Source organism: Mycobacterium florentinum, from assembly GCF_010730355.1.
In the GTDB taxonomy this organism is placed as follows: Bacteria; Actinomycetota; Actinomycetes; order Mycobacteriales; family Mycobacteriaceae; genus Mycobacterium; species Mycobacterium florentinum.
This window is the reverse complement of the sequence record NZ_AP022576.1, coordinates 4,346,427-4,364,425: the sequence shown is the minus strand read 5'-3', so window position 1 is coordinate 4,364,425 and position 17,999 is coordinate 4,346,427. Positions and strand designations below refer to the sequence as shown.

The following is a 17,999-nucleotide window of genomic DNA, read 5'->3' as shown; positions in this document are numbered from 1 at the left end:
TCACATAACTGCTCATTAATTAGCATATTCAGCTGACGGGCTTGCTTCGTATCCCCTTCGTCCGATAGCTTGGACATGTGTCCAGCGATGCCCTGGTTACGGTCGCAGCCCAGACCGGGCAACCAACCGGTCAGGCGCCGCGCAATCGCCGCCAAGAGGAGACCTTCCGCAAGGTGCTTGCCGCCGGCATCGAGACCCTGCGCGAGAAGTCGTATGCCGACCTGACGGTGCGCGCCGTCGCGGCCCGGGCCAAAGTCGCCCCGGCCACCGCGTACACCTACTTCTCGTCGAAGAACCATTTGATCGCCGAGGTGTATCTGGACCTGGTGCGGCAGGTCCCGTTCTTCACCGACGTCAACGAGCCGATGCTGACGCGGGTGGACAAGGTGCTGCGCCATCTGGCGCTGGTGGTCGCCGACGAGCCCGAGGTCGGCGCCGCCTGCACGACGGCGCTGCTGGGCGGGGGCGCCGATCCCGCGGTGGGTGCCGCGCGCGACCGGATCGGCGCGGAGATTCACCGCCGCATCGCGACGGCGATCGGGCCCGGCGCCGACGCCGGCACGGTGTCCGCGCTCGAGATGACGTTCTTCGGCGCGCTGGTTCAAGCCGCCAGCGGCCAATTCACCTACCACGAAATCGCCGACCGGCTCACGTATGTCGTCAGCCTCCTGCTGGCCGGCACCGGGCAGACGAGCCAGGAGACAAGAACGTAAATGACCGTCCACGTTGGAGACCACGAATTGGTCCTCGATCCGTACAACTACGACTTCCACGAGGATCCGTATCCGTACTACAAGCGGCTGCGCGACGAGGCTCCGCTGTATCGCAATGAGGAACTGAACTTCTGGGCGCTGTCCCGGCATCAGGACGTGCTGCAGGGATTCCGCAACAGCACAACGCTTTCCAACAAGTACGGCGTCTCGTTGGACCCGGCCTCACGTGGCCCGCACGCCAGCAAGACGATGAGCTTCCTCGCGATGGACGACCCCGCCCACCTGCGACTGCGCACGCTGGTGTCGAAGGGTTTCACGCCGCGCCGCATCCGTGAGCTCGAACCGCGGGTCACCGAGATCGCGGTCAAGCACCTCGACACGATGCTCGAAAAAGCGTCGGCGGGCGCACCCGTCGACTATGTCGACGAGTTCGCCGGCAAGCTGCCGATGGACGTGATCTCCGAACTCATGGGCGTACCCGAGGCGGACCGCGTTCGGGTGCGGGCCTGGGCCGACGGCGTGATGCACCGCGACGAGGGCGTCACCGACGTGCCGCCCGAGGCCGTCGAGGCGTCCATCAACCTGATCGTCTACTACCAGCAGATGGTCGCCGAACGGCGCACCGAGCCCGCCGACGATCTGACGACGGCACTGCTGGAAGCCGAGATCGACGGCGACCGCCTCAGCGACGACGAAGTGCTGGGCTTCATGTTTCTGATGGTGATCGCCGGGAATGAGACGACCACCAAATTACTTGCCAACGCAGCTTTTTGGGGATACAAGAACCCTGACCAGCTAGCACCTGTCTATGACGACACCGAACTGGTGACGCCGTGGGTCGAGGAGACGCTGCGCTACGACACGTCGAGCCAGATCCTCGCCCGCACCGTGGCCGGCGAGCTCACCCTCTATGACACCACGATCCCCGACGGGGACGTACTGCTGCTGCTTCCCGGTTCCGCCCATCGCGACGAGCGGGTGTTCGACACCCCGGACGACTACGTCATCGGGCGTGAAATCGGTTCCAAGCTCATGAGTTTCGGTAGCGGGGCGCACTTCTGCCTGGGAGCCCACCTGGCCCGGATGGAAGCCCGCGTAGCGCTCACCGAGTTGTTCAAGCGAATCCGCGGGTATCAAGTCGACGAGGCCAACGCCGTCCGCGTCCACTCCAGCAATGTCCGCGGATTCGCTCACCTACCCATCACCGTGGAGATCCGCTGATGCCTCGCTTTGCCCCCCTACCCGAACGTCGGCCGGCGATCGTGGCCGGCGCCTCCTCCGGTATCGGAGAGGCCACCGCGATCGAACTCGCGGCGCACGGCTTCCCGGTGGCCCTGGGTGCCCGCCGGGTCGAAAAGCTCGACGACATCGTCGGCAAGATCAACGCCGACGGCGGCGAGGCGGTCGGATTCCACCTGGATGTCACCGACCCGAACTCGGTGAAATCCTTTGTCGCACAGTCGGTCGACGCACTCGGCGAGATCGAGGTGCTGGTGGCCGGTGCGGGCGACACCTACTTCGGCAAGCTCGCCGAGATCACCACCGACGAGTTCGAGTCGCAGCTGCAGATCCACCTGGTCGGCGCCAACCGGCTGGCCGCCGCGGTACTGCCGGGCATGCTCGAGCGTCAGCGCGGCGACCTGATTTTTGTGGGTTCCGATGTCGCACTGCGCCAGCGGCCGCACATGGGCGCCTACGGCGCGGCCAAGGCCGCGCTCGTCGCGATGGTCAGCAACTTCCAGATGGAGCTGGAGGGCACCGGCGTGCGGGCCTCGATCGTGCACCCCGGCCCCACCAAGACGGCGATGGGCTGGAGCCTGCCGGCCGACAAGATCGGCCCGGCGCTCGAGGACTGGGCCAAGTGGGGCCAGGCCCGCCACGACTACTTCCTGCGCGCGTCAGACCTCGGGCGAGCCATCACGTTCGTCGCCGAGACGCCGCGCGGTGGATTCATCGCCAGCATGGAGCTTCAGCCCGAAGCGCCGTTGGCCGACAACAAAGACCGCCAGAAGCTCGCACTCGGCGAAGAGGGGATGCCGTCATGACAACCGCTATCGTGCCCCGGGTTTCCGGCGGTGAAGAAAAGCACGGCCACCTCGAGGAATTCCGCACCGACCCAATCGGTTTGATGCAGCGCATCCGCGACGAATGCGGCGACGTCGGCTGGTTCCAGCTGGTCGACAAACACGTCATCTTCCTGTCCGGCGCCGAAGCCAACGAGTTCTTCTTCCGGTCCGCCGACGAAGATCTCGACCAGGCCGAGGCCTACCCGTTCATGACGCCGATCTTCGGCAAGGGCGTCGTGTTCGACGCGAGCCCCGAGCGGCGCAAGGAGATGTTGCACAACTCGGCGCTGCGCGGCGAGCAGATGAAGGGCCACGCCGCCACCATCGAGCGGCAGGTCAAGGGGATGATCGCCGACTGGGGACCCCAGGGCGAGATCGACTTGCTCGACTTTTTCGCCGAGCTGACCATCTACACCTCGACGGCGTGCCTGATCGGCGAGAAGTTCCGCAACCAGCTCGACCACCGGTTCGCGGAGTACTACCACCAGCTGGAGCGCGGCACCGATCCGCTGTGCTACGTCGACCCGTACCTGCCGATCGAGAGTTTCAAGCTGCGCGATGAGGCGCGTGTGAAACTCGTTGCGCTGGTGCAGGAGATCATGAATCAGCGGCTCGCCAGCCCGCCGAAGGACAAGAGCGACCGTGACATGCTCGACGTCCTGGTGTCGATCAAAGACGAAGAGGGCAACCCGCGCTTCTCGGCCGACGAGGTCACCGGCATGTTCATCTCGCTGATGTTCGCCGGGCACCACACCAGCTCGGGGACCTCGGCGTGGACCTTGATCGAGCTGATCCGCCATCCCGAGGCGTATGCGGAGGTGCTGACCGAGCTCGACGAGCTGTACGCCGACGGTCAGGAGGTGAGTTTCCATGCGCTGCGGTCGATCCCGAAGCTGGACAACGTGGTCAAGGAGACCCTGCGCCTGCACCCCCCGCTGATCATCCTGATGCGGGTCGCCAAGGGCGAATTCGAAGTGCAGGGCTTTCCTATTCACGAGGGTGACTTCGTCGCCGCGTCCCCGGCGATCTCGAACCGGATCCCCGAGGACTTTCCCGACCCGGACGCCTTCAACCCGGACCGCTACAACAAGCCCGAGCAGGCCGACATCGTCAACCGGTGGACCTGGATTCCGTTCGGCGCGGGGCGGCACCGTTGCGTCGGCGCCGCGTTCGCCCAGATGCAGATCAAAGCGATCTTCTCGGTTCTGTTGCGCGAGTACGAGTTTGAGATGGCACAGCCGGCAGACAGTTACCACAACGACCACTCCAAAATGGTCGTGCAGCTCGCCCGGCCGGCCAAGGCCCGCTATCGCAAGCGAAGCGCGTAAGGAGTTAAGTCCTATGGGCTCAGAGGGATTCAGAATCGAAGTCGATCTGGATTTGTGTCAGGGCCACGCCATGTGCGAACTGGAGGCGCCCGACTACTTCCGGGTGCCCAAGCGGGGCAAGGTCGAGATCGTCGACCCCGAGCCGCCCGAAGACGCCCGCGATGAAGTTCAGCGCGCGGTCGATATGTGCCCCACGCAAGCCTTATTCATCAAAGAGAAAGAAGATTGACAACGATGTCACACTCACGCGCAGATCTCGAGGCATGGGTAGACCGCTGGTTGCAGGCCAACAAGGACTGCGAGAAGGCCGGCGACTGGAAGCCGCTGGCCGACTTCTACACCAAAGACGCGACGTATGGCTGGAATATCGGCCCCAAGGAAGACGTGATGTGCGTGGGCGTCGACGAGATCCGCGAGGTCGCACTCGGCCTGGAGATGGAGGGCCTGGAGAACTGGGTCTACGAGTACCAGAAGGTGCTCATCGACGAGAAGCAGGGCGAAATCGTCGGCTTCTGGAAGCAGATCGTCAACAAGACCGACGGCACCCAGGACGAGATCTACGGCATCGGTGGCAGCTGGTTCCGCCTCAACGGCGATGGGCTCATCGAGTGGCAACGTGACTTCTTCGACTTCGGTCACGTCGCGTACATGTTCGGCAAGCTCATCGAGTCGGGCGATCTGTCCGCCGGTATGCAGAAGCGCATCGAACGCAGCATCGCCGGTGAGAAGCTGCCCGGCTACTATCCGCTCGGCCAGGCGCCGGTTCCCATTTGGTGATCTCCCGACCGGTTGGTGGTCCCCCGCTGTTTACAGCCCGGTGATGCACGTCATAATAGGCTGCGAATGAGAACACGTTCTAAATTGCCATCCGGCCCCGGCCGGCCCCTTTCACCGGCAATCGGGTCAGGGCACGTTAGTGGAGGACCTTCATGAAGACAAAAGGCGCGCTGATCTGGGAATTCAACCAGCCGTGGAGCATCGAGGACATCGAGATCGGCGACCCGCAAGCGCACGAGGTCAAGATCCAGATGGAAGCGGCCGGGATGTGCCATTCGGATCACCATCTAGTTACCGGTGGCATCCCGATGGCGGGCTTCCCGGTGCTCGGCGGGCACGAGGGCGCGGGCATCGTCACCGAGGTGGGCCCCGGCGTGGAAGACATCGCCCCGGGCGACCACGTGGTGCTGTCCTTCATCCCGTCCTGTGGACAGTGTCCGACCTGCCAGGCCGGCATGCGCAACCTGTGTGACCTGGGCGCCGGCCTGCTCGGCGGTACCGCGGTCTCCGACGGCACGTTTCGCATCCAGGCGCGTGGCCAGAACGTCTTCCCCATGACGCTGCTGGGCACGTTCTCGCCCTACATGGTCGTGCACCGCGCCTCGGTGGTGAAGATCGACCCGTCGGTGCCGTTCGAGGTGGCCGCCCTGGTCGGTTGCGGTGTCACCACCGGCTACGGCTCGGCGGTCCGCACCGCCGACATCCGGCCGGGCCAGGACGTCGCGATCGTCGGCGTCGGCGGTGTCGGCATGGCCGCGCTGCAGGGCGCGGTCAACGCGGGCGCGCGCTTCATCTTCGCGATCGACCCGGTGGAGTGGAAGCGCGACCAGGCGCTGAAGTTCGGCGCCACCCACGTCTACCCCGACATCAACGCCGCGCTGATGGGCATGGCCGAGGTCACCTACGGCCTGATGGCCCACAAGGTGGTGGTCACCGTCGGTGAGCTGCACGGCGCCGACATCGACAACTACCTCAACATCACCCAGAAGGGTGGCACCTGCGTGCTGACCGCCATCGGCAGCCTGCTCGACACCAACGTGAACCTGAACCTGGCGATGCTGACCCTGATGCAGAAGAACCTGCAGGGCACCATCTTCGGCGGCGGCAACCCGCAGTACGACATCCCGCAGCTGCTGTCGATGTACAAGGCCGGCAAGCTGAACCTGGACGACATGGTCACCACCCAGTACCGCCTCGAGCAGATCAACGAGGGCTACCAGGACATGCTGGACGGCAAGAACATTCGCGGCGTCATCCGGTACACCGACGCCGACCGGTAACCCGACCGGTCCTGGGTGACCAGCTTTCCGCACCTCTTGGCGCCGGGGCGAATCGGCGCCATGACGGTGCGCAACCGGGTCGTCATGTCTCCGATGGAGACGATGTACGGCACCCGCGACGGGCTGCCGTCGGCGCGCACCCGCGACTACTTCGCCGCTCGTGCACGTGGCGGGGTCGGGCTGATCACGCTGGGCGCCACCGGGATTGACCATCACCACCCGGAGACTCCGGGTGGTCTGCATCTGGGCACCGACGAGGCGGTCGACGCCCATCGGGCTCTGGTGGAGGTCGTGCACGCGCACGGCGCCAAGATCCAGCCGCAGATCGTGCACGCCGGTCCGGACGGCCTGGGGCCGGAGATCTTCGGCGTCGAGTCGCTGGGCCCCTCGGTGATCCCGTCGTATCTCACCGGCCGTCCGTCCAGCGAGATCACCAAGTCACAACTCTGCGCGATCTTCGACCTGTTCAAGGCGGCGGTGCGCCGCGCCGCCGAGGCGGGCTACGACGGCATCGAGCTGCACGCCGCACACGGCTACATGCTCCTGGGCTCTTTCCTTGCCCCACAACGTAATAGGCGCACCGACGATTACCGGGGCGATAGTCCGCACGGCCGGCTGCGGGTGGTGCTGGAGGTGTTGGCGGCCATTCGGTCCGAGGTCGGCGACGCGCTGCCGATCACACTGCGCATCTCCGGCTACGAGCGAGTCGCCGGAGGGCGGCCGATCTACGAAACCGCCCGCATGGCACCGGAACTCGTAGCCGCCGGCGTGAACGCCTTCCACGTCAGCGGCGGCGTGATCGATCGGCTCGTCACCGGCATGGTCAACGCCGCCGACGACGGCGACGAACTCAACGTCGGCTCCGCCGCGGCCGTCAAGCAGGTGGTCGGCGTGCCGGTGATCGCCGTCGGCCGTATCCACGACCCCGCCCGGGCCGAACGGATCCTCGCCGACGGGCGCGCGGACTTCGTCGCGATGGGGCGCCCGCTATTGGCCGACCCCGAGCTGCCGCGCAAACTGCAAACCGGCCAATCACATCGCGTCCGCAAATGCATCTCCTGCGAAAACTGTATCGACGCAATGGAACAGCGCTTTTCGGTCGACTGCGCCGTCAACCCCCGCACCGGCAAGGAGCGCGAGCTGGCCGCACCCCGCACCGGTCGCGCCAAGCGCGTCGTGGTGATCGGCGGCGGGCCCGCGGGTTTGGAGGCCGCCCGGGTGGCCGCGGAACGCGGCCACCGCGTCACGCTGTTCGAACGGGCCGGCGAACTCGGCGGCGCGTTGCGCTGGGCATCCGTGTTGCATCCCGAGAACCAGCCGTTCCTGCGCTATCTGCGCGACGAGATCAGGCTCAGCTCCACCAAAGTGCATCTGGACCATGCTGTTTCGGCCGCTGACGTCGTCGCGTATGCGCCCGACGCCGTGGTGGTGGCCACCGGAGGCCACGTCGCGGTGCCGGCGATTCCGGGTGCCGAGCTGCCGCACGTGCGCACCGGCCCTGGTTTGCGTGAATTGCTCGGCGGCCACGCCGAATCCACCGACCCGGCCTGGCAACGCCTTGGCGCGTCGGTGCTGGCCGGCTGGCGACAGCGGCTGGTGCGCCCGGCCGCCGTTCGCCTTGCCACTCGCGCCTGGATGCCCGTCGGCCGGCGAGTCGTCATCATCGGCGGTGACCTCGTCGCGCTGGAACTGGCCGAGTTTCTGGCGGGCCGGGGCCGGCTGGTGTCGATCCTCGAGCCGGGCAAGGACATCGCCCCGGAGGTGGGCAACAAACGCAAAACTGAACACATGGATCGACTCGACCGCCTCGGCGTCACCGTGCACGTCCGCGCGGCCGTCGACCGCATCACGACCGGGGGCGTGGCGTTCATGCCCGCCGGTGGCACCCCTCGGGAACTGCCCGCCGACAGCGTAGTGATCGCCGGATCGGTCGAACCCGACACCGCACTGTTCGACAGCGTGCGAGCCGCCCTGCCCGGCACCGACGTTCATGCCGCCGGCGATTGCAGCGGCCTGGGGCTTATTCGTAAGGCAACCGAAGAGGGCGCGCGCGCCGCGTGCGCTATCTAACGACAGGAGAGATAACGATGACCCAAACCACCCAATCCCCGGCACTGACCGCGTCGCAGTCGTCGTGGCGCTGCGCCCAAGGCAAAGACCGGGACGGCTGGCTCGCGCTGATGACCGACGATGTCGTCATCGAGGACCCGATCGGCAAATCGGTCACCAACCCCGACGGCACCGGTGTGCGCGGCAAGGCGGCCGTCGGCGAGTTCTTCGACAACAACATCGCCCAAAACCAGCTGACCATCACGTGCGAGGAGACGTTCCCGTCCAGCTCCCCCGACGAGATCGCTCATATTCTGGTGCTGCAGAGCAAGTTTGAGGGCGGCATGACCAGCAAGGTGCGCGGCGTGTTCACCTACAAGGTCAACGAGGCCGGGCTGATCACCAACATGCGCGGCTACTGGAACCTCGACGTGATGGAGTTCGGCCAGGAGTAACCCGGCGAATCGGCCCACCTATGCTGGGGGCCATGGCGTCGATCTTCACCAAGATCATCAACCGTGAACTACCCGGCCGATTCGTGTATGAGGACGACGACGTCGTCGCATTCCTGACGATTGAGCCGATGACACAGGGGCACACGCTGGTGGTGCCGCGCGCCGAGATCGATCAGTGGCAGGCCGTCGAGGAGGGCGCGTTCGCTCGCGTGATGTCGGTGAGCCAGCTGATCGGTAAGGCCGTGTGCAAAGCGTTCCGGGCCGAACGTGCCGGGCTGATCATCGCCGGGCTGGAAGTGCCGCATCTACACGTGCACGTATTCCCCACCCGCAGCCTCAGCGACTTCGGCTTCGCCAACGTCGACCGCAACCCGTCGGCGGAATCTCTCGATCAGGCGCAAGCCAGGATCAAGGCCGCCCTGGAGCAACTGGCCTAGCCCACGTGGGCGGGTACGTCGCTGACGCGCGGCAGGGTGACGCGGAAGCAACACCCCTCGCCCGGCGCGGTATGCACCGTGACCCTGCCACCGTGTGCTTGCACCAGTGAGTCGACGATGGACAGCCCCAGGCCGGTACCGCCGCTGGCCCGGGCCCGGGACGAGTCGGTGCGATAGAACCGCTCGAATACCCGCGACGCATCCTGCTGACTCATGCCGGGTCCCCGATCGGCCACTTCGATCACCGCGTCGTCGCCGTGGGTGCCGACCCGAACAATGACGTCGGCACCCGTCGGGGTGTGCTGTAGGGCATTCGCGACGAGGTTGCTCAGCACCTGGCGGATCCGGGGCTCGTCGCCGAGCACCTCGGGCGTGCCGGGGCCGTCGAGGACTTGCATGCTGATGGTGCGCTTGGGGTCGATCGCCCGCCCGTCGTGCACGGCGTCACTGGCCAGCGCCAGCAGGTCGACGCGATGGTGTTCCAGCGGTCGCTGCACGTCCAGGCGTGCCAGCAGCAGCAAGTCGTCGACCAGCAAGCCCATCCGGCTGGCTTCGCTTTCGATGCGCGACAACAACATCGCCACGTCGCGCGCCGCGCCCTGCCGATACAGCTCAGCGAATCCGCGAATGGTGGTGAGCGGAGTGCGCAGTTCGTGACTGGCGTCGGTGATGAACCGTCGCATCCGGTCCTCCGAGCCGCGGGCCGTCTCGGCCGAGGCCTCCGAGGAAGCCACCGCTTGCTGAATCTGCGTGAGCATTCCGTTGAGCGCCAACGAAAGTCGGCCTACTTCGGTGCGGGGATCACGTTCTGGCACACGACGATCCAGTTGCCCCGCGGCGATCGCGGCGGCGGTTCGTTCGACCTCGACCAGGGGCCGCAGGCTGCGGTGCACCACCGCGAAGCCGGCGATGCCGACCACCACCAGCACCGCCACCCCGATGCCGAACTGCAACCAGACCAGAGACCGCACCGTGTGCTGGACGTCGGACAGATCGATCGCGACGGTGGTCAGGCCGTGCGGCCCGTGCACCGACACCGCGCGCCATTGGATGTCCGAGCCATTGACCGAGGGCAAAGTGGTCGGATTGGGGCCGACGTCGGAGTCGGGCGGCAGGGCCGGTTCGGCGTTGCGGTCATTGATGGCCGTGAACGGTTTGCCATCGATGCCCACGCCGCGCACGTAGTACTTCGACGGGGGCCGGCCCGGGTCCGGGCCTTCATAGGAGGACGCCGTCAACTGCCGTCGCGGCGCCAGCGCCCAGCCACGCGACGCCTCGAGCAGCGTCTGGTCGATCCGGCTGACCAGGCTGTGCCGCAGGATCGACGTGACCATGACGCCCGAGGCCGCCAGACCGCACGCCACCAAAACCAGGGTTGCCGCGACCAGACCCACCCGTAGCGGCAATCCACGCCGAACGTGTGTGGCCGTTTTCGTCTTTTTCGCCACCAATCGCTACTTTCGCCGAATGGCCGAGCGCGCGCTCAGCGCGGCTCCCGAAGAACATAGCCCACCCCGCGCAGGGTATGCAGCAGCCGCTTCTCGCCGGTATCGATCTTGCGACGCAGATACGACACATAGGACTCGACCACATTGACGTCGCCGCCGAAATCGTAACGCCAAACGTGGTCAAGGATTTTCGGCTTGCTCAGCACGGTGCCCGCATTGATCACGAAGTAGCGCAGCAGCGTGAATTCGGTCGGTGACAACGACACCGGTTCGCCGGCCTTCCACACTTCGTGGGTTTCTTCGTCGAGCTCGATATCGGCGAAAGTCAGTCGGGCGTTATGCCTTTCGGCACTTCCCTTGCCCGCGCGCCGCAAGATGACCCGCAGCCGGGCCACGACCTCTTCCAAACTGAACGGCTTGGTCACATAGTCGTCGCCGCCCAGGGTCAGACCCGCGATCTTGTCCTGCAGGGAGTCGCGCGCCGTCAGGAACAACGCCGGGGCATCGATGCCGTCGGCCCGCAGCCGACGCAGCACGCCGAAGCCGTCCATCCCGGGCATCATCACGTCGAGAATCACCGCGTCGGGCCGCTTTTCCCGCGCGCGGTCCAGCGCTTGGGCTCCATTGGTCGCGGTGGAAACCTCGAAGCCCTGGAACTTGAGACTCACCGAAAGCAGTTCGACGATGTTGACCTCGTCGTCAACGACGAGGACGCGCGCTTCCGGTTTGGTGTCGCCTTGGGTTGCCGCTGTCATCTGGTCCGTTCCGTCCTTGCTTGAACGTTGCCTACGCAATGATTGTGCGATTCCTGTGAGCTCGGTACCAAGCTTCTGCCAGCAGTCTGCCAGAAATCATCGCATCGGCTTGGACCGGTACCCGGTTTTTAGGCGCGCGTCGTGCCTAGACTCGGACCATGGATCTCGCCAAGAGCATCGTCTCCGCCGCGACCGCGCCCGCACGGGTCGGCCTGGCGGCTGCTGAAGCGAGCTTGACCCTCGCCAGCGCGGCCGTCGGAGTGGCGAAGCGAGGGCTCGGCGAAGGTGGAACTCGCGGGACAAACGCCATGACATCCATGCTCGGACTCGACGACGCGATCACCCGCGCTAATCGGCTGGCGCGACTGATGGACGAGGACGCGCCGCTGGGACGCGCGATGGCGCCCGACGGGCCGCTGGACCGGCTGCTGCGACCGGGCGGGGTGGTCGACCTGTTGATGTCGGAGGACGGCCTCGTCGATCGCCTGACCGCGGAGGGCGGTGGCCTGCACCGGGCGCTGCAGCGGGGCGGGCTCGCCGATCAGCTGCTCTCGGAGGACGGCTTGATCGAACGGGTGCTGTCCGAGGACGGGCTGGCCGACCGGCTGCTGTCCGAGGGCGGCCTGATCGACAAGCTGACCGCCAAACATGGTCCGCTGGAGCAGCTTGCCGACGTCGCCGACACTCTCGCCCGGTTGACGCCGGGGATGGAAGCGCTCGAGCCGGCCATCGCCACGCTGCAGGACGCCGTCAATGCGCTGACCATGGTCGTCAACCCGCTGAGCAACATCGCCGAGCGGATCCCGCTGCCCGGCCGGCGACCCCGTCGCCCAGTGTCGTCACGTCCGGTGCCCTCGCAACGCATCATCGAGGGCGACTCCTGAACGGCTAAGCTTGCAGCCGATTTACCCGGCCTCCTTAGCTCAGTGGTAGAGCACTCGCCTTGTAAGCGAGCGGTCGTCAGTTCAATCCTGACAGGGGGCTCCGACTTTCGGTCCCCGTCGGTGCTGGTAGAGGGCCTATTTGCCGAGCAGTGGGGCTTGGCTCTAGCCGAGGCGAAATTTCTTTATCCTGCTGGGGCCCTGTTTACCTTGACACAGCGATGTTCGGCGAGTGTGTGCGGCGATCGGACAGATTGGGCATTTTCGCGATGCCGGTATCGATGGTGGGATGCAGATCGCGATAGTCGGGCCCGTCCCCCGGTTTACGGATGGCCCGGCAGGCCGTCCAGACCTCCCTGGATACCGTGCAGATCGTCTTGGATGCCTTGCAGTTTCCCTTCGATGGCCTGCAGATCAGACAGCGTGTTCTGATAGGCCGGCTGCATCTGGTCGGCCATGGAAGGTCGCGACTGCGGGCAGTACGCGACGATGGCGCCCGCGGTGACGTCGGCGCTTTGAGTGGCGTCCCATATCGACGATCGCTGGACGAATCCGACCGCATCCGCGAAAGTGCGTGGCTGCGCCAGGAAGTCGCAGACCGCGTGCCCTTGGGTCGTCACGTATTCCTGGCTCGGAACCGGCACACCTTCGTGCTTCAACGCATCGACGAGCGCCGCGTCAGCAATGTTGGCCCGCGGAACGGGTGCGTGCGGTGCCAATGGCTTGGGTGGCGGCGAGGCTTCCGTCGGTTGCTCCTGCGCCGACTGCGCCGAAGAATCCTGGTGGCGGACAGCCAACATCACCACCACCGCGGCAACGATCGCGATCAGCGACAGCGGCAACGCCGCGACGAGGCCGAAGCGGCGCAGCACACCAGTGCGCGGGCGCGGCTTCGTGCGGGTGGTGGTGTCGTGCAACCACGTGTCGGGGACAAACAGCTCGTTTTCGCCCGGCGTCACCGGGACGGTGTGAGGGCCCCCCGAGCTGTGCGCCAAGAGCTCGTCGAGCAGCTCGTCGGCCTCTCGCGACGACGGCTGACGGCCCTGCGCAGCGATCCGCCGCAATTCTGATTCGATCGTCTCGCGGTCGCGCACATCATCCAGTTTGCGAGCGTCACAAGTCCCGGTCAACACCGGCGGATTGCGTCGTACACCACGGTTGCGTTTCGGCCGGCCGCGCGATGATCGTCACAGCGATCCAGCACTACGACCCCGGTTGGGTCCACACGAAAATTTGCCCGACTCCGCGAACTCAACAACTGGATTTCTATTTCGCCGAACGGCCTTCGCGGGCAGCGACATTCACCATAGTAAACGGCGAACGCTGTCATTTTCCCGTGCCGACGCTTTTCAAGGAAACAAAGCAGGTGGCCACTCAGTGACAACACAGCAAACTCTCGGTTAACACGCGTACGGTCGGCGGCCATGAAGAAATTGCTCTCAGGAATGGCGCTAATGATTCCGCTAATTGGCCTGGCCGCAATGCCTGACGCACTCGCCAGCGCCCACGCCGATCAGATTAACTTCCTGCCCGACTGGCCGAACCACAGAAATCAGACGGAAAAGACCATATGCGTCGCTCTGGCGCAGGGCTGGACACGCCAGCAGATCGTCAGTACGGCCGAAAAGGCCAACAACACGGACCTGACCGGGGTGGATGACGACGAGGCCGCCGAACGTGCCGATGCATTCATCGATGCGGCGCGCTACCAGGACTGTCCGACGCTCAACGCGAGCTGATCACCTTCGGGGGCACGCATTCAGGCGGTCGGCGGCGACTGATCAGTAAACGTCGCGCAGATAGCGATGGTTCTTCATCAGCTCGTTGACATACGCATGCGCGGCGGCGTCGTCCATTCCGCCGCCGCGGGCAACAATGCCGCGCAGCGCCGCGTCGACGTCCTTGGCCATTCGCTCGGCGTCGCCGCACACGTACACGTATGCGCCGTCCTGTAGCCAGCTGAAGATCTCCGCTGATTTCTCCCACATGCGGTGCTGGACATACTGTTTCGGGTCTCCGGCCGCTCCGTCGCGGGAGAACGCGCAGTCGAGCCGGGTGAGCGCGCCGGACTTGACGAAGGCGTCGAGTTCGTCGCCGTAGAGGTAATCGCAGCCGCGCCTTCGGTCCCCGAAGAACAGCCACGAGCGGCCCGGCGCGCCGATGGCCTGCCGTTCCTGCAGGAAGCCGCGAAACGGTGCAATGCCGGTCCCCGGACCGATCATGATGATGGGCACATCGGCCGCGGGCAGGCGGAAGGAATGGTTGGGCCGCAAGTGAACCCGTACTGTGTCACCGCGGTCCGCCAAGAACGTCGAAGCCACGCCGCCATGCCGGCGATCCCCGACCGTGTAGCGCACCGACGCCACCGTCAGGTGCACCTGGTCGGGATGCACCAGCGGGCTCGACGCGATCGAATAGTCGCGCGACTGAAGTGGGCGCAGGGTGTCGACGACTTCATCGACGGTCAGCTCGCCCAGCCTGATCAGGTCGAGCACGTCCTTGCCGTACCACCAAGAGCCCGGCCCGGCAACGGCTTCGGGGCCCAGCGCGCCGGCCGCGTCCGGAGTTCGGGAGGCGACCAAGGTCTGTAGCACTCGCGACGGCGTCCGGATCTCGAGGTGGTCGGTGAGCAACGCGCCGAGTCGCTCGTCATAGCCGATGACGGCGTGGTCGGCGCCCACGCCGAGCTCGCTCAGGATGGCGTCGACGAGGATCGGATCGTTGCTGGCATGCACCGCGATGGAATCGCCTGCGTGGTAAGCGATCCCGGAACCGGCGAGGTCCACCTCGTAATGGCGGACCTCCTTGTCGGACTCGGTGGTGGTGAGCACTCGGTTGACCACGATGCGCGCATCGAAGAGCGGTTGACTGCGATCGCGGCGTGCCTGTTCGGCGTTGTCGGACGGGAGCACCTCCGGGGCGCTGACGACCACCGCGGGGGCAGCATCGGTGCGGCCGGCCACCAGCAGCTTGACGAGATCGTTCGTCCACGCCTCGGCCTCGGCCACATAGACGCCGTCGACATCGACGCGGTCCATCAGACGGACGCCGCCCAGGGCTTCCAGTTGCGCGTCGAGAAGCCGCCCGGCGTTGCAGAACTGCTCGTATCCGGTATCGCCGAGGGCAAGCACCGCGAATTTCAAATGCTCGAGCCGGTCGGCCCCCTCGGCGCTGATCGCCTCCCAGAACAGGGAGGCGTTATCCGGGAACTCGCCCTCGCCCCACGTCGAACACACGACGACGAAGTGCGTCACCGATTGCAGATCGGCAGGCTCGACCTGGTTGAGTTCGATGGCGGTGACGCTGATGCTGAGGGACTCTTCGACGGCTTCGGCGAACGTCATGGCGGCATCCTCGGCATTACCCATGTCACTGCCGTAACCGACAACCAGCGAGAAGTCTGGTTGAGAAGTCATGATCGCTCCCGTTGTCATCGCGCGCGAGACTCATCGTCCCCATAAGCTTAGGCTTACCTTAGTTTTTTGAAACGAGAGCTGCAAGGACCCTGGCCGCGGCACACAACCGCGGCCGGCGAACGCCGGACTAACTCTTGTCGCGTTTACGCGAGAGGAACGCCCGCATGTGCTGCTGCGGCTCCCCCGTCAGGAAGGCCAGACCGAACTGCTCGACGCTGTCTTCGATCGCCCCGTGAACGGTCATGTCGAACCAATTGTTGAGTAGGCGCTTTTGTTGACGGACCGCGGACGTGCCGAATCCGGCAAGTTTCGCGGTGAGTTCGGCGATGCGGCGGTCGAGTTCTTCGGGGGCGACGACCTCGTGGACAAGTCCCCAGCCCGCCGCGGTTTCGGCGTCGATCGTCTCGCCGGTCAGCAACAGCCAGCCGGCGTGCGAGGCCCCGATCAGCGCGGGCAAGAGGGCCGAATGGATGACCGATGGAATTCCGACGGCCACTTCCGGCATGCCGAATTTGGCCCCCGACTCCGCGATCCGCAGGTCACAGGAGATCGCGACCTCCAGGCCGCCGCCGAGACACCAACCCGCGAGCCGGGCGACGACCGGCACCGGGCATTCGCGAATCGCCTCACACAAGCCCGCGAGGCGGCGGATGAAAACCTCGCCGGTGGACCGGTCCAGGTCCACCATCTCGTTGATGTCGGCGCCACCGATGAATGCCTTCTCACCCGCTCCGCGCAACACCACGACCCGGACGTCGTTGTCGCGACCGATCGCGCGGAACGCTTGGGTCAGTTCCTCGATTGCCCCGCTACCCAAGATGTTGAGCGTCTTGGAATTGATCAGCTCGACGGTGACCAGGCCGCCATCGCGGCCCAGCTTGACGAATCGTCCTTGCAACTAAGGGATTTCGCTGTGGTCGTCAGTACAGCGGGATCCACACACCGAAGAACCAGTAACCCCAACCGCCGAACTGCCAGTTGAAGACCGGAACGACGGTGAAGGTGTCGTAGGCGAACGGCGAGAAGTTGGAGCGGGCGTACACCACGTCACGCGGCGGCCCGGCCCACGGGCGGTTCCAGCCCCCGGGAGGCGGTGGCCCGTCCCAGCCACCCGGAGGCGGCGGGCCTTGCCAATGTGGCGGCGGGTGGCCCGGAGGCGGGCCGTCATTCCAGCCCCAGCCCCGCGGCGGCGGCGGAGGCGGTGCCCCGTGGCCGACAATGCTGAACCCGACGGACGAGTCCATCGGACCGCCGATCTCGGCGGTGGCCGTCAGGTAGGTGCCACGCGGCTGGTAGGGCTCGTGCGGTGGTTGAGTGCTCGGCGCCACCACGGTGCGAGTGGGCCGCTGTCCGGACGGCGAGGTGGTTTGGCCGCCCGCCGGCGTCGTGGTTTGCGCACTCGGGGCCGTGGTGGTTCGTTCAGCCGGCGTCGTCGTGAGGGCGCTCGGCGGAGTCGTGGTCTGTTCGGCCGGAGTCGTCGTTTGGGTCGCCGGCGGCGTCGTGGTTTGCGTGGCCGGCGCGGTCGTGGTCGGCGCACTCGCGGTTGTTTGGGGCGCGGTGGTTTGCGGACTCGGCTGCTCGGTGGTCTGCGGTGCGGCCGTGGTCTGTGGGGCGGCCGTCGTCTGCGGTGCGGCGGTGGTCTGCGGAGCGGCCGTGGATGCCGGCGCGGCAGAGGTTGCCGGCGCCTCCGGGCTGTGCGGTCCGCCGCCGGGGCCACCGTGGCAGTTGCCGCCCGGGCACGGCGGCGGCGGGTCGAGTGGGAAGGCGCTCGCGAATCCCGGGTTCAACGCCGAGATACTGAGCCCCGCCGCGAGCGCTATCGCGCTGACACGCTTCTTAGACATAGCTGCGTCCCCTCTGGGGTTTCGGCCCCGACGACGTCATCGTTGGCCCGCGCTACGGGCAGGTCAGGTCCATCTCGAAAGGCTTGGTTATCGTCTGCGGCTGATCCGGGTTCGTCATGTCGGTCCCGGTCGCGGTGCCCTTGATCGCGTACGTCTTGCCGTCCACCGCGGCCCCGGCATTGCTGGCCTGGTTCGGCGCGGCATCGGAATAACCGAACGCGATGCCGTTGACGTTGCCCAGCCCGACCGCATGGACGATCGGCGGGTTGGCGTTGCTGATCACCGCGCCGACGCCGGCGGAGGCATCGCCGATGCCGATGTTGATGTTGTCGCCGGCCGGCGTGCACGTGACCCCTCCGGTCACGTTCTGCTTCTGGCCGTCCACGATGACCTGTGGGCCGGCCGGTGCCGCCGCGGTACTCGATGCCCCGGTGTTGGACTTGTTGCTCGAACAGCCGACACAGCTTGCGACCACCATGGCCACGCCGGCCGCGCCGATCACGATCCCACGTTTCACCGCCCACTCCTTCGTGTTGCTGGTGCCGCTACC

The 17,999-nt window shown here is 66.1% G+C and carries 19 protein-coding genes and 1 tRNA gene; 13 read left to right on the top strand and 7 right to left on the bottom strand.

Features of this window, described 5'->3' with window-relative positions; all coding sequences use genetic code 11:
- Positions 1 to 77 precede the first annotated feature (77 nt).
- The 10 genes from G6N55_RS20685 to G6N55_RS20640 all read left to right on the top strand — a co-directional run bounded on the left by G6N55_RS20685 (position 78) and on the right by G6N55_RS20640 (position 9,105).
- Positions 78 to 713, top strand: a complete 636-nt coding sequence (locus G6N55_RS20685) for a TetR/AcrR family transcriptional regulator (protein ID WP_085223516.1) — start codon at positions 78 to 80, stop codon at positions 711 to 713.
- Entirely contained in the window at positions 714 to 1,934 is a 1,221-nt protein-coding gene (locus G6N55_RS20680) for a cytochrome P450 (RefSeq protein ID WP_085223514.1), read from the top strand. It abuts the gene before it with no gap.
- Positions 1,934 to 2,758, top strand: a complete 825-nt coding sequence (locus tag G6N55_RS20675; protein ID WP_085223512.1) for an SDR family oxidoreductase — start codon at positions 1,934 to 1,936, stop codon at positions 2,756 to 2,758. Before G6N55_RS20680 ends, G6N55_RS20675 begins: the two co-directional genes overlap by 1 nt.
- Entirely contained in the window at positions 2,755 to 4,107 is a 1,353-nt protein-coding gene (locus G6N55_RS20670) for a cytochrome P450 (RefSeq protein WP_085223510.1), read from the top strand. The genes G6N55_RS20675 and G6N55_RS20670 overlap by 4 nt, the downstream gene beginning before the upstream one ends.
- A gap of 13 nt (positions 4,108 to 4,120) precedes the next feature.
- On the top strand, positions 4,121 to 4,336 hold the full coding sequence (locus G6N55_RS20665; protein WP_085223508.1) for a ferredoxin: 216 nt from the start codon (positions 4,121 to 4,123) through the stop codon (positions 4,334 to 4,336).
- Between the two features lie 5 nt (positions 4,337 to 4,341).
- The gene (locus G6N55_RS20660) at positions 4,342 to 4,884 is read left to right on the top strand and encodes a nuclear transport factor 2-like protein (protein WP_085223507.1); all 543 of its coding nucleotides are present in this window, start codon (positions 4,342 to 4,344) and stop codon (positions 4,882 to 4,884) included.
- A gap of 152 nt (positions 4,885 to 5,036) precedes the next feature.
- Positions 5,037 to 6,164 carry an NDMA-dependent alcohol dehydrogenase gene (locus G6N55_RS20655; RefSeq protein ID WP_085223505.1) on the top strand — a complete coding sequence of 376 codons (1,128 nt, stop codon included), beginning with the start codon at positions 5,037 to 5,039 and terminating at the stop codon, positions 6,162 to 6,164.
- 15 nt (positions 6,165 to 6,179) lie between these two features.
- Positions 6,180 to 8,234 carry an FAD-dependent oxidoreductase gene (locus G6N55_RS20650; RefSeq protein ID WP_085223503.1) on the top strand — a complete coding sequence of 685 codons (2,055 nt, stop codon included), beginning with the start codon at positions 6,180 to 6,182 and terminating at the stop codon, positions 8,232 to 8,234.
- A gap of 17 nt (positions 8,235 to 8,251) precedes the next feature.
- On the top strand, positions 8,252 to 8,668 hold the full coding sequence (locus G6N55_RS20645) for a ketosteroid isomerase family protein (protein ID WP_085223501.1): 417 nt from the start codon (positions 8,252 to 8,254) through the stop codon (positions 8,666 to 8,668).
- A 32-nt stretch (positions 8,669 to 8,700) separates the two neighbouring features.
- Positions 8,701 to 9,105: an HIT family protein gene (locus G6N55_RS20640; RefSeq protein WP_085223954.1), complete on the top strand. Its 405-nt coding sequence runs from the start codon at positions 8,701 to 8,703 to the stop codon at positions 9,103 to 9,105.
- Here the strand turns inward: G6N55_RS20640 and G6N55_RS20635 are convergent.
- Both G6N55_RS20635 and G6N55_RS20630 read right to left on the bottom strand, forming a co-directional pair.
- The gene (locus G6N55_RS20635) at positions 9,102 to 10,553 is read right to left on the bottom strand and encodes a sensor histidine kinase (protein WP_179968089.1); all 1,452 of its coding nucleotides are present in this window, start codon (positions 10,551 to 10,553) and stop codon (positions 9,102 to 9,104) included. The two genes, G6N55_RS20640 and G6N55_RS20635, sit on opposite strands and share 4 nt — an antisense overlap.
- Positions 10,554 to 10,588: 35 nt before the next feature.
- Entirely contained in the window at positions 10,589 to 11,308 is a 720-nt protein-coding gene (locus G6N55_RS20630) for a response regulator transcription factor (protein ID WP_085223499.1), read from the bottom strand.
- A 158-nt stretch (positions 11,309 to 11,466) separates the two neighbouring features.
- Here G6N55_RS20630 and G6N55_RS20625 point away from each other — a divergent pair, with 158 nt between their 5' ends.
- A complete protein-coding gene (locus G6N55_RS20625; protein WP_085223497.1) occupies positions 11,467 to 12,192 on the top strand; it encodes a hypothetical protein in 726 nt (241 codons plus the stop codon).
- Positions 12,193 to 12,220: 28 nt separating this feature from the next.
- Positions 12,221 to 12,292, top strand: a tRNA-Thr gene (locus G6N55_RS20620).
- A 220-nt stretch (positions 12,293 to 12,512) separates the two neighbouring features.
- On the opposite strand, the gene G6N55_RS20615 is transcribed toward G6N55_RS20620, so the two are convergent.
- Entirely contained in the window at positions 12,513 to 13,283 is a 771-nt protein-coding gene (locus G6N55_RS20615) for a DUF732 domain-containing protein (RefSeq protein ID WP_085223495.1), read from the bottom strand.
- Between the two features lie 330 nt (positions 13,284 to 13,613).
- Here G6N55_RS20615 and G6N55_RS20610 point away from each other — a divergent pair, with 330 nt between their 5' ends.
- Complete coding sequence (locus G6N55_RS20610; protein WP_085223493.1) at positions 13,614 to 13,928, top strand: hypothetical protein; 315 nt, start codon at positions 13,614 to 13,616, stop codon at positions 13,926 to 13,928.
- Positions 13,929 to 13,970: 42 nt separating this feature from the next.
- Here the strand turns inward: G6N55_RS20610 and G6N55_RS20605 are convergent, their stop codons facing one another.
- The 4 genes from G6N55_RS20605 to G6N55_RS20590 all read right to left on the bottom strand — a co-directional run bounded on the left by G6N55_RS20605 (position 13,971) and on the right by G6N55_RS20590 (position 17,966).
- Complete coding sequence (locus G6N55_RS20605; RefSeq protein ID WP_085223952.1) at positions 13,971 to 15,605, bottom strand: diflavin oxidoreductase; 1,635 nt, start codon at positions 15,603 to 15,605, stop codon at positions 13,971 to 13,973.
- Positions 15,606 to 15,732: 127 nt separating this feature from the next.
- Positions 15,733 to 16,503 carry an enoyl-CoA hydratase gene (locus tag G6N55_RS20600; RefSeq protein ID WP_085223491.1) on the bottom strand — a complete coding sequence of 257 codons (771 nt, stop codon included), beginning with the start codon at positions 16,501 to 16,503 and terminating at the stop codon, positions 15,733 to 15,735.
- Between the two features lie 22 nt (positions 16,504 to 16,525).
- Positions 16,526 to 17,449, bottom strand: a complete 924-nt coding sequence (locus G6N55_RS29495) for an MAP_0585 family protein (protein WP_179968068.1) — start codon at positions 17,447 to 17,449, stop codon at positions 16,526 to 16,528.
- Positions 17,450 to 17,501: 52 nt separating this feature from the next.
- On the bottom strand, positions 17,502 to 17,966 hold the full coding sequence (locus tag G6N55_RS20590) for a lipoprotein LpqH (RefSeq protein ID WP_085223489.1): 465 nt from the start codon (positions 17,964 to 17,966) through the stop codon (positions 17,502 to 17,504).
- Between the last annotated feature and the right edge of the window lie 33 nt (positions 17,967 to 17,999).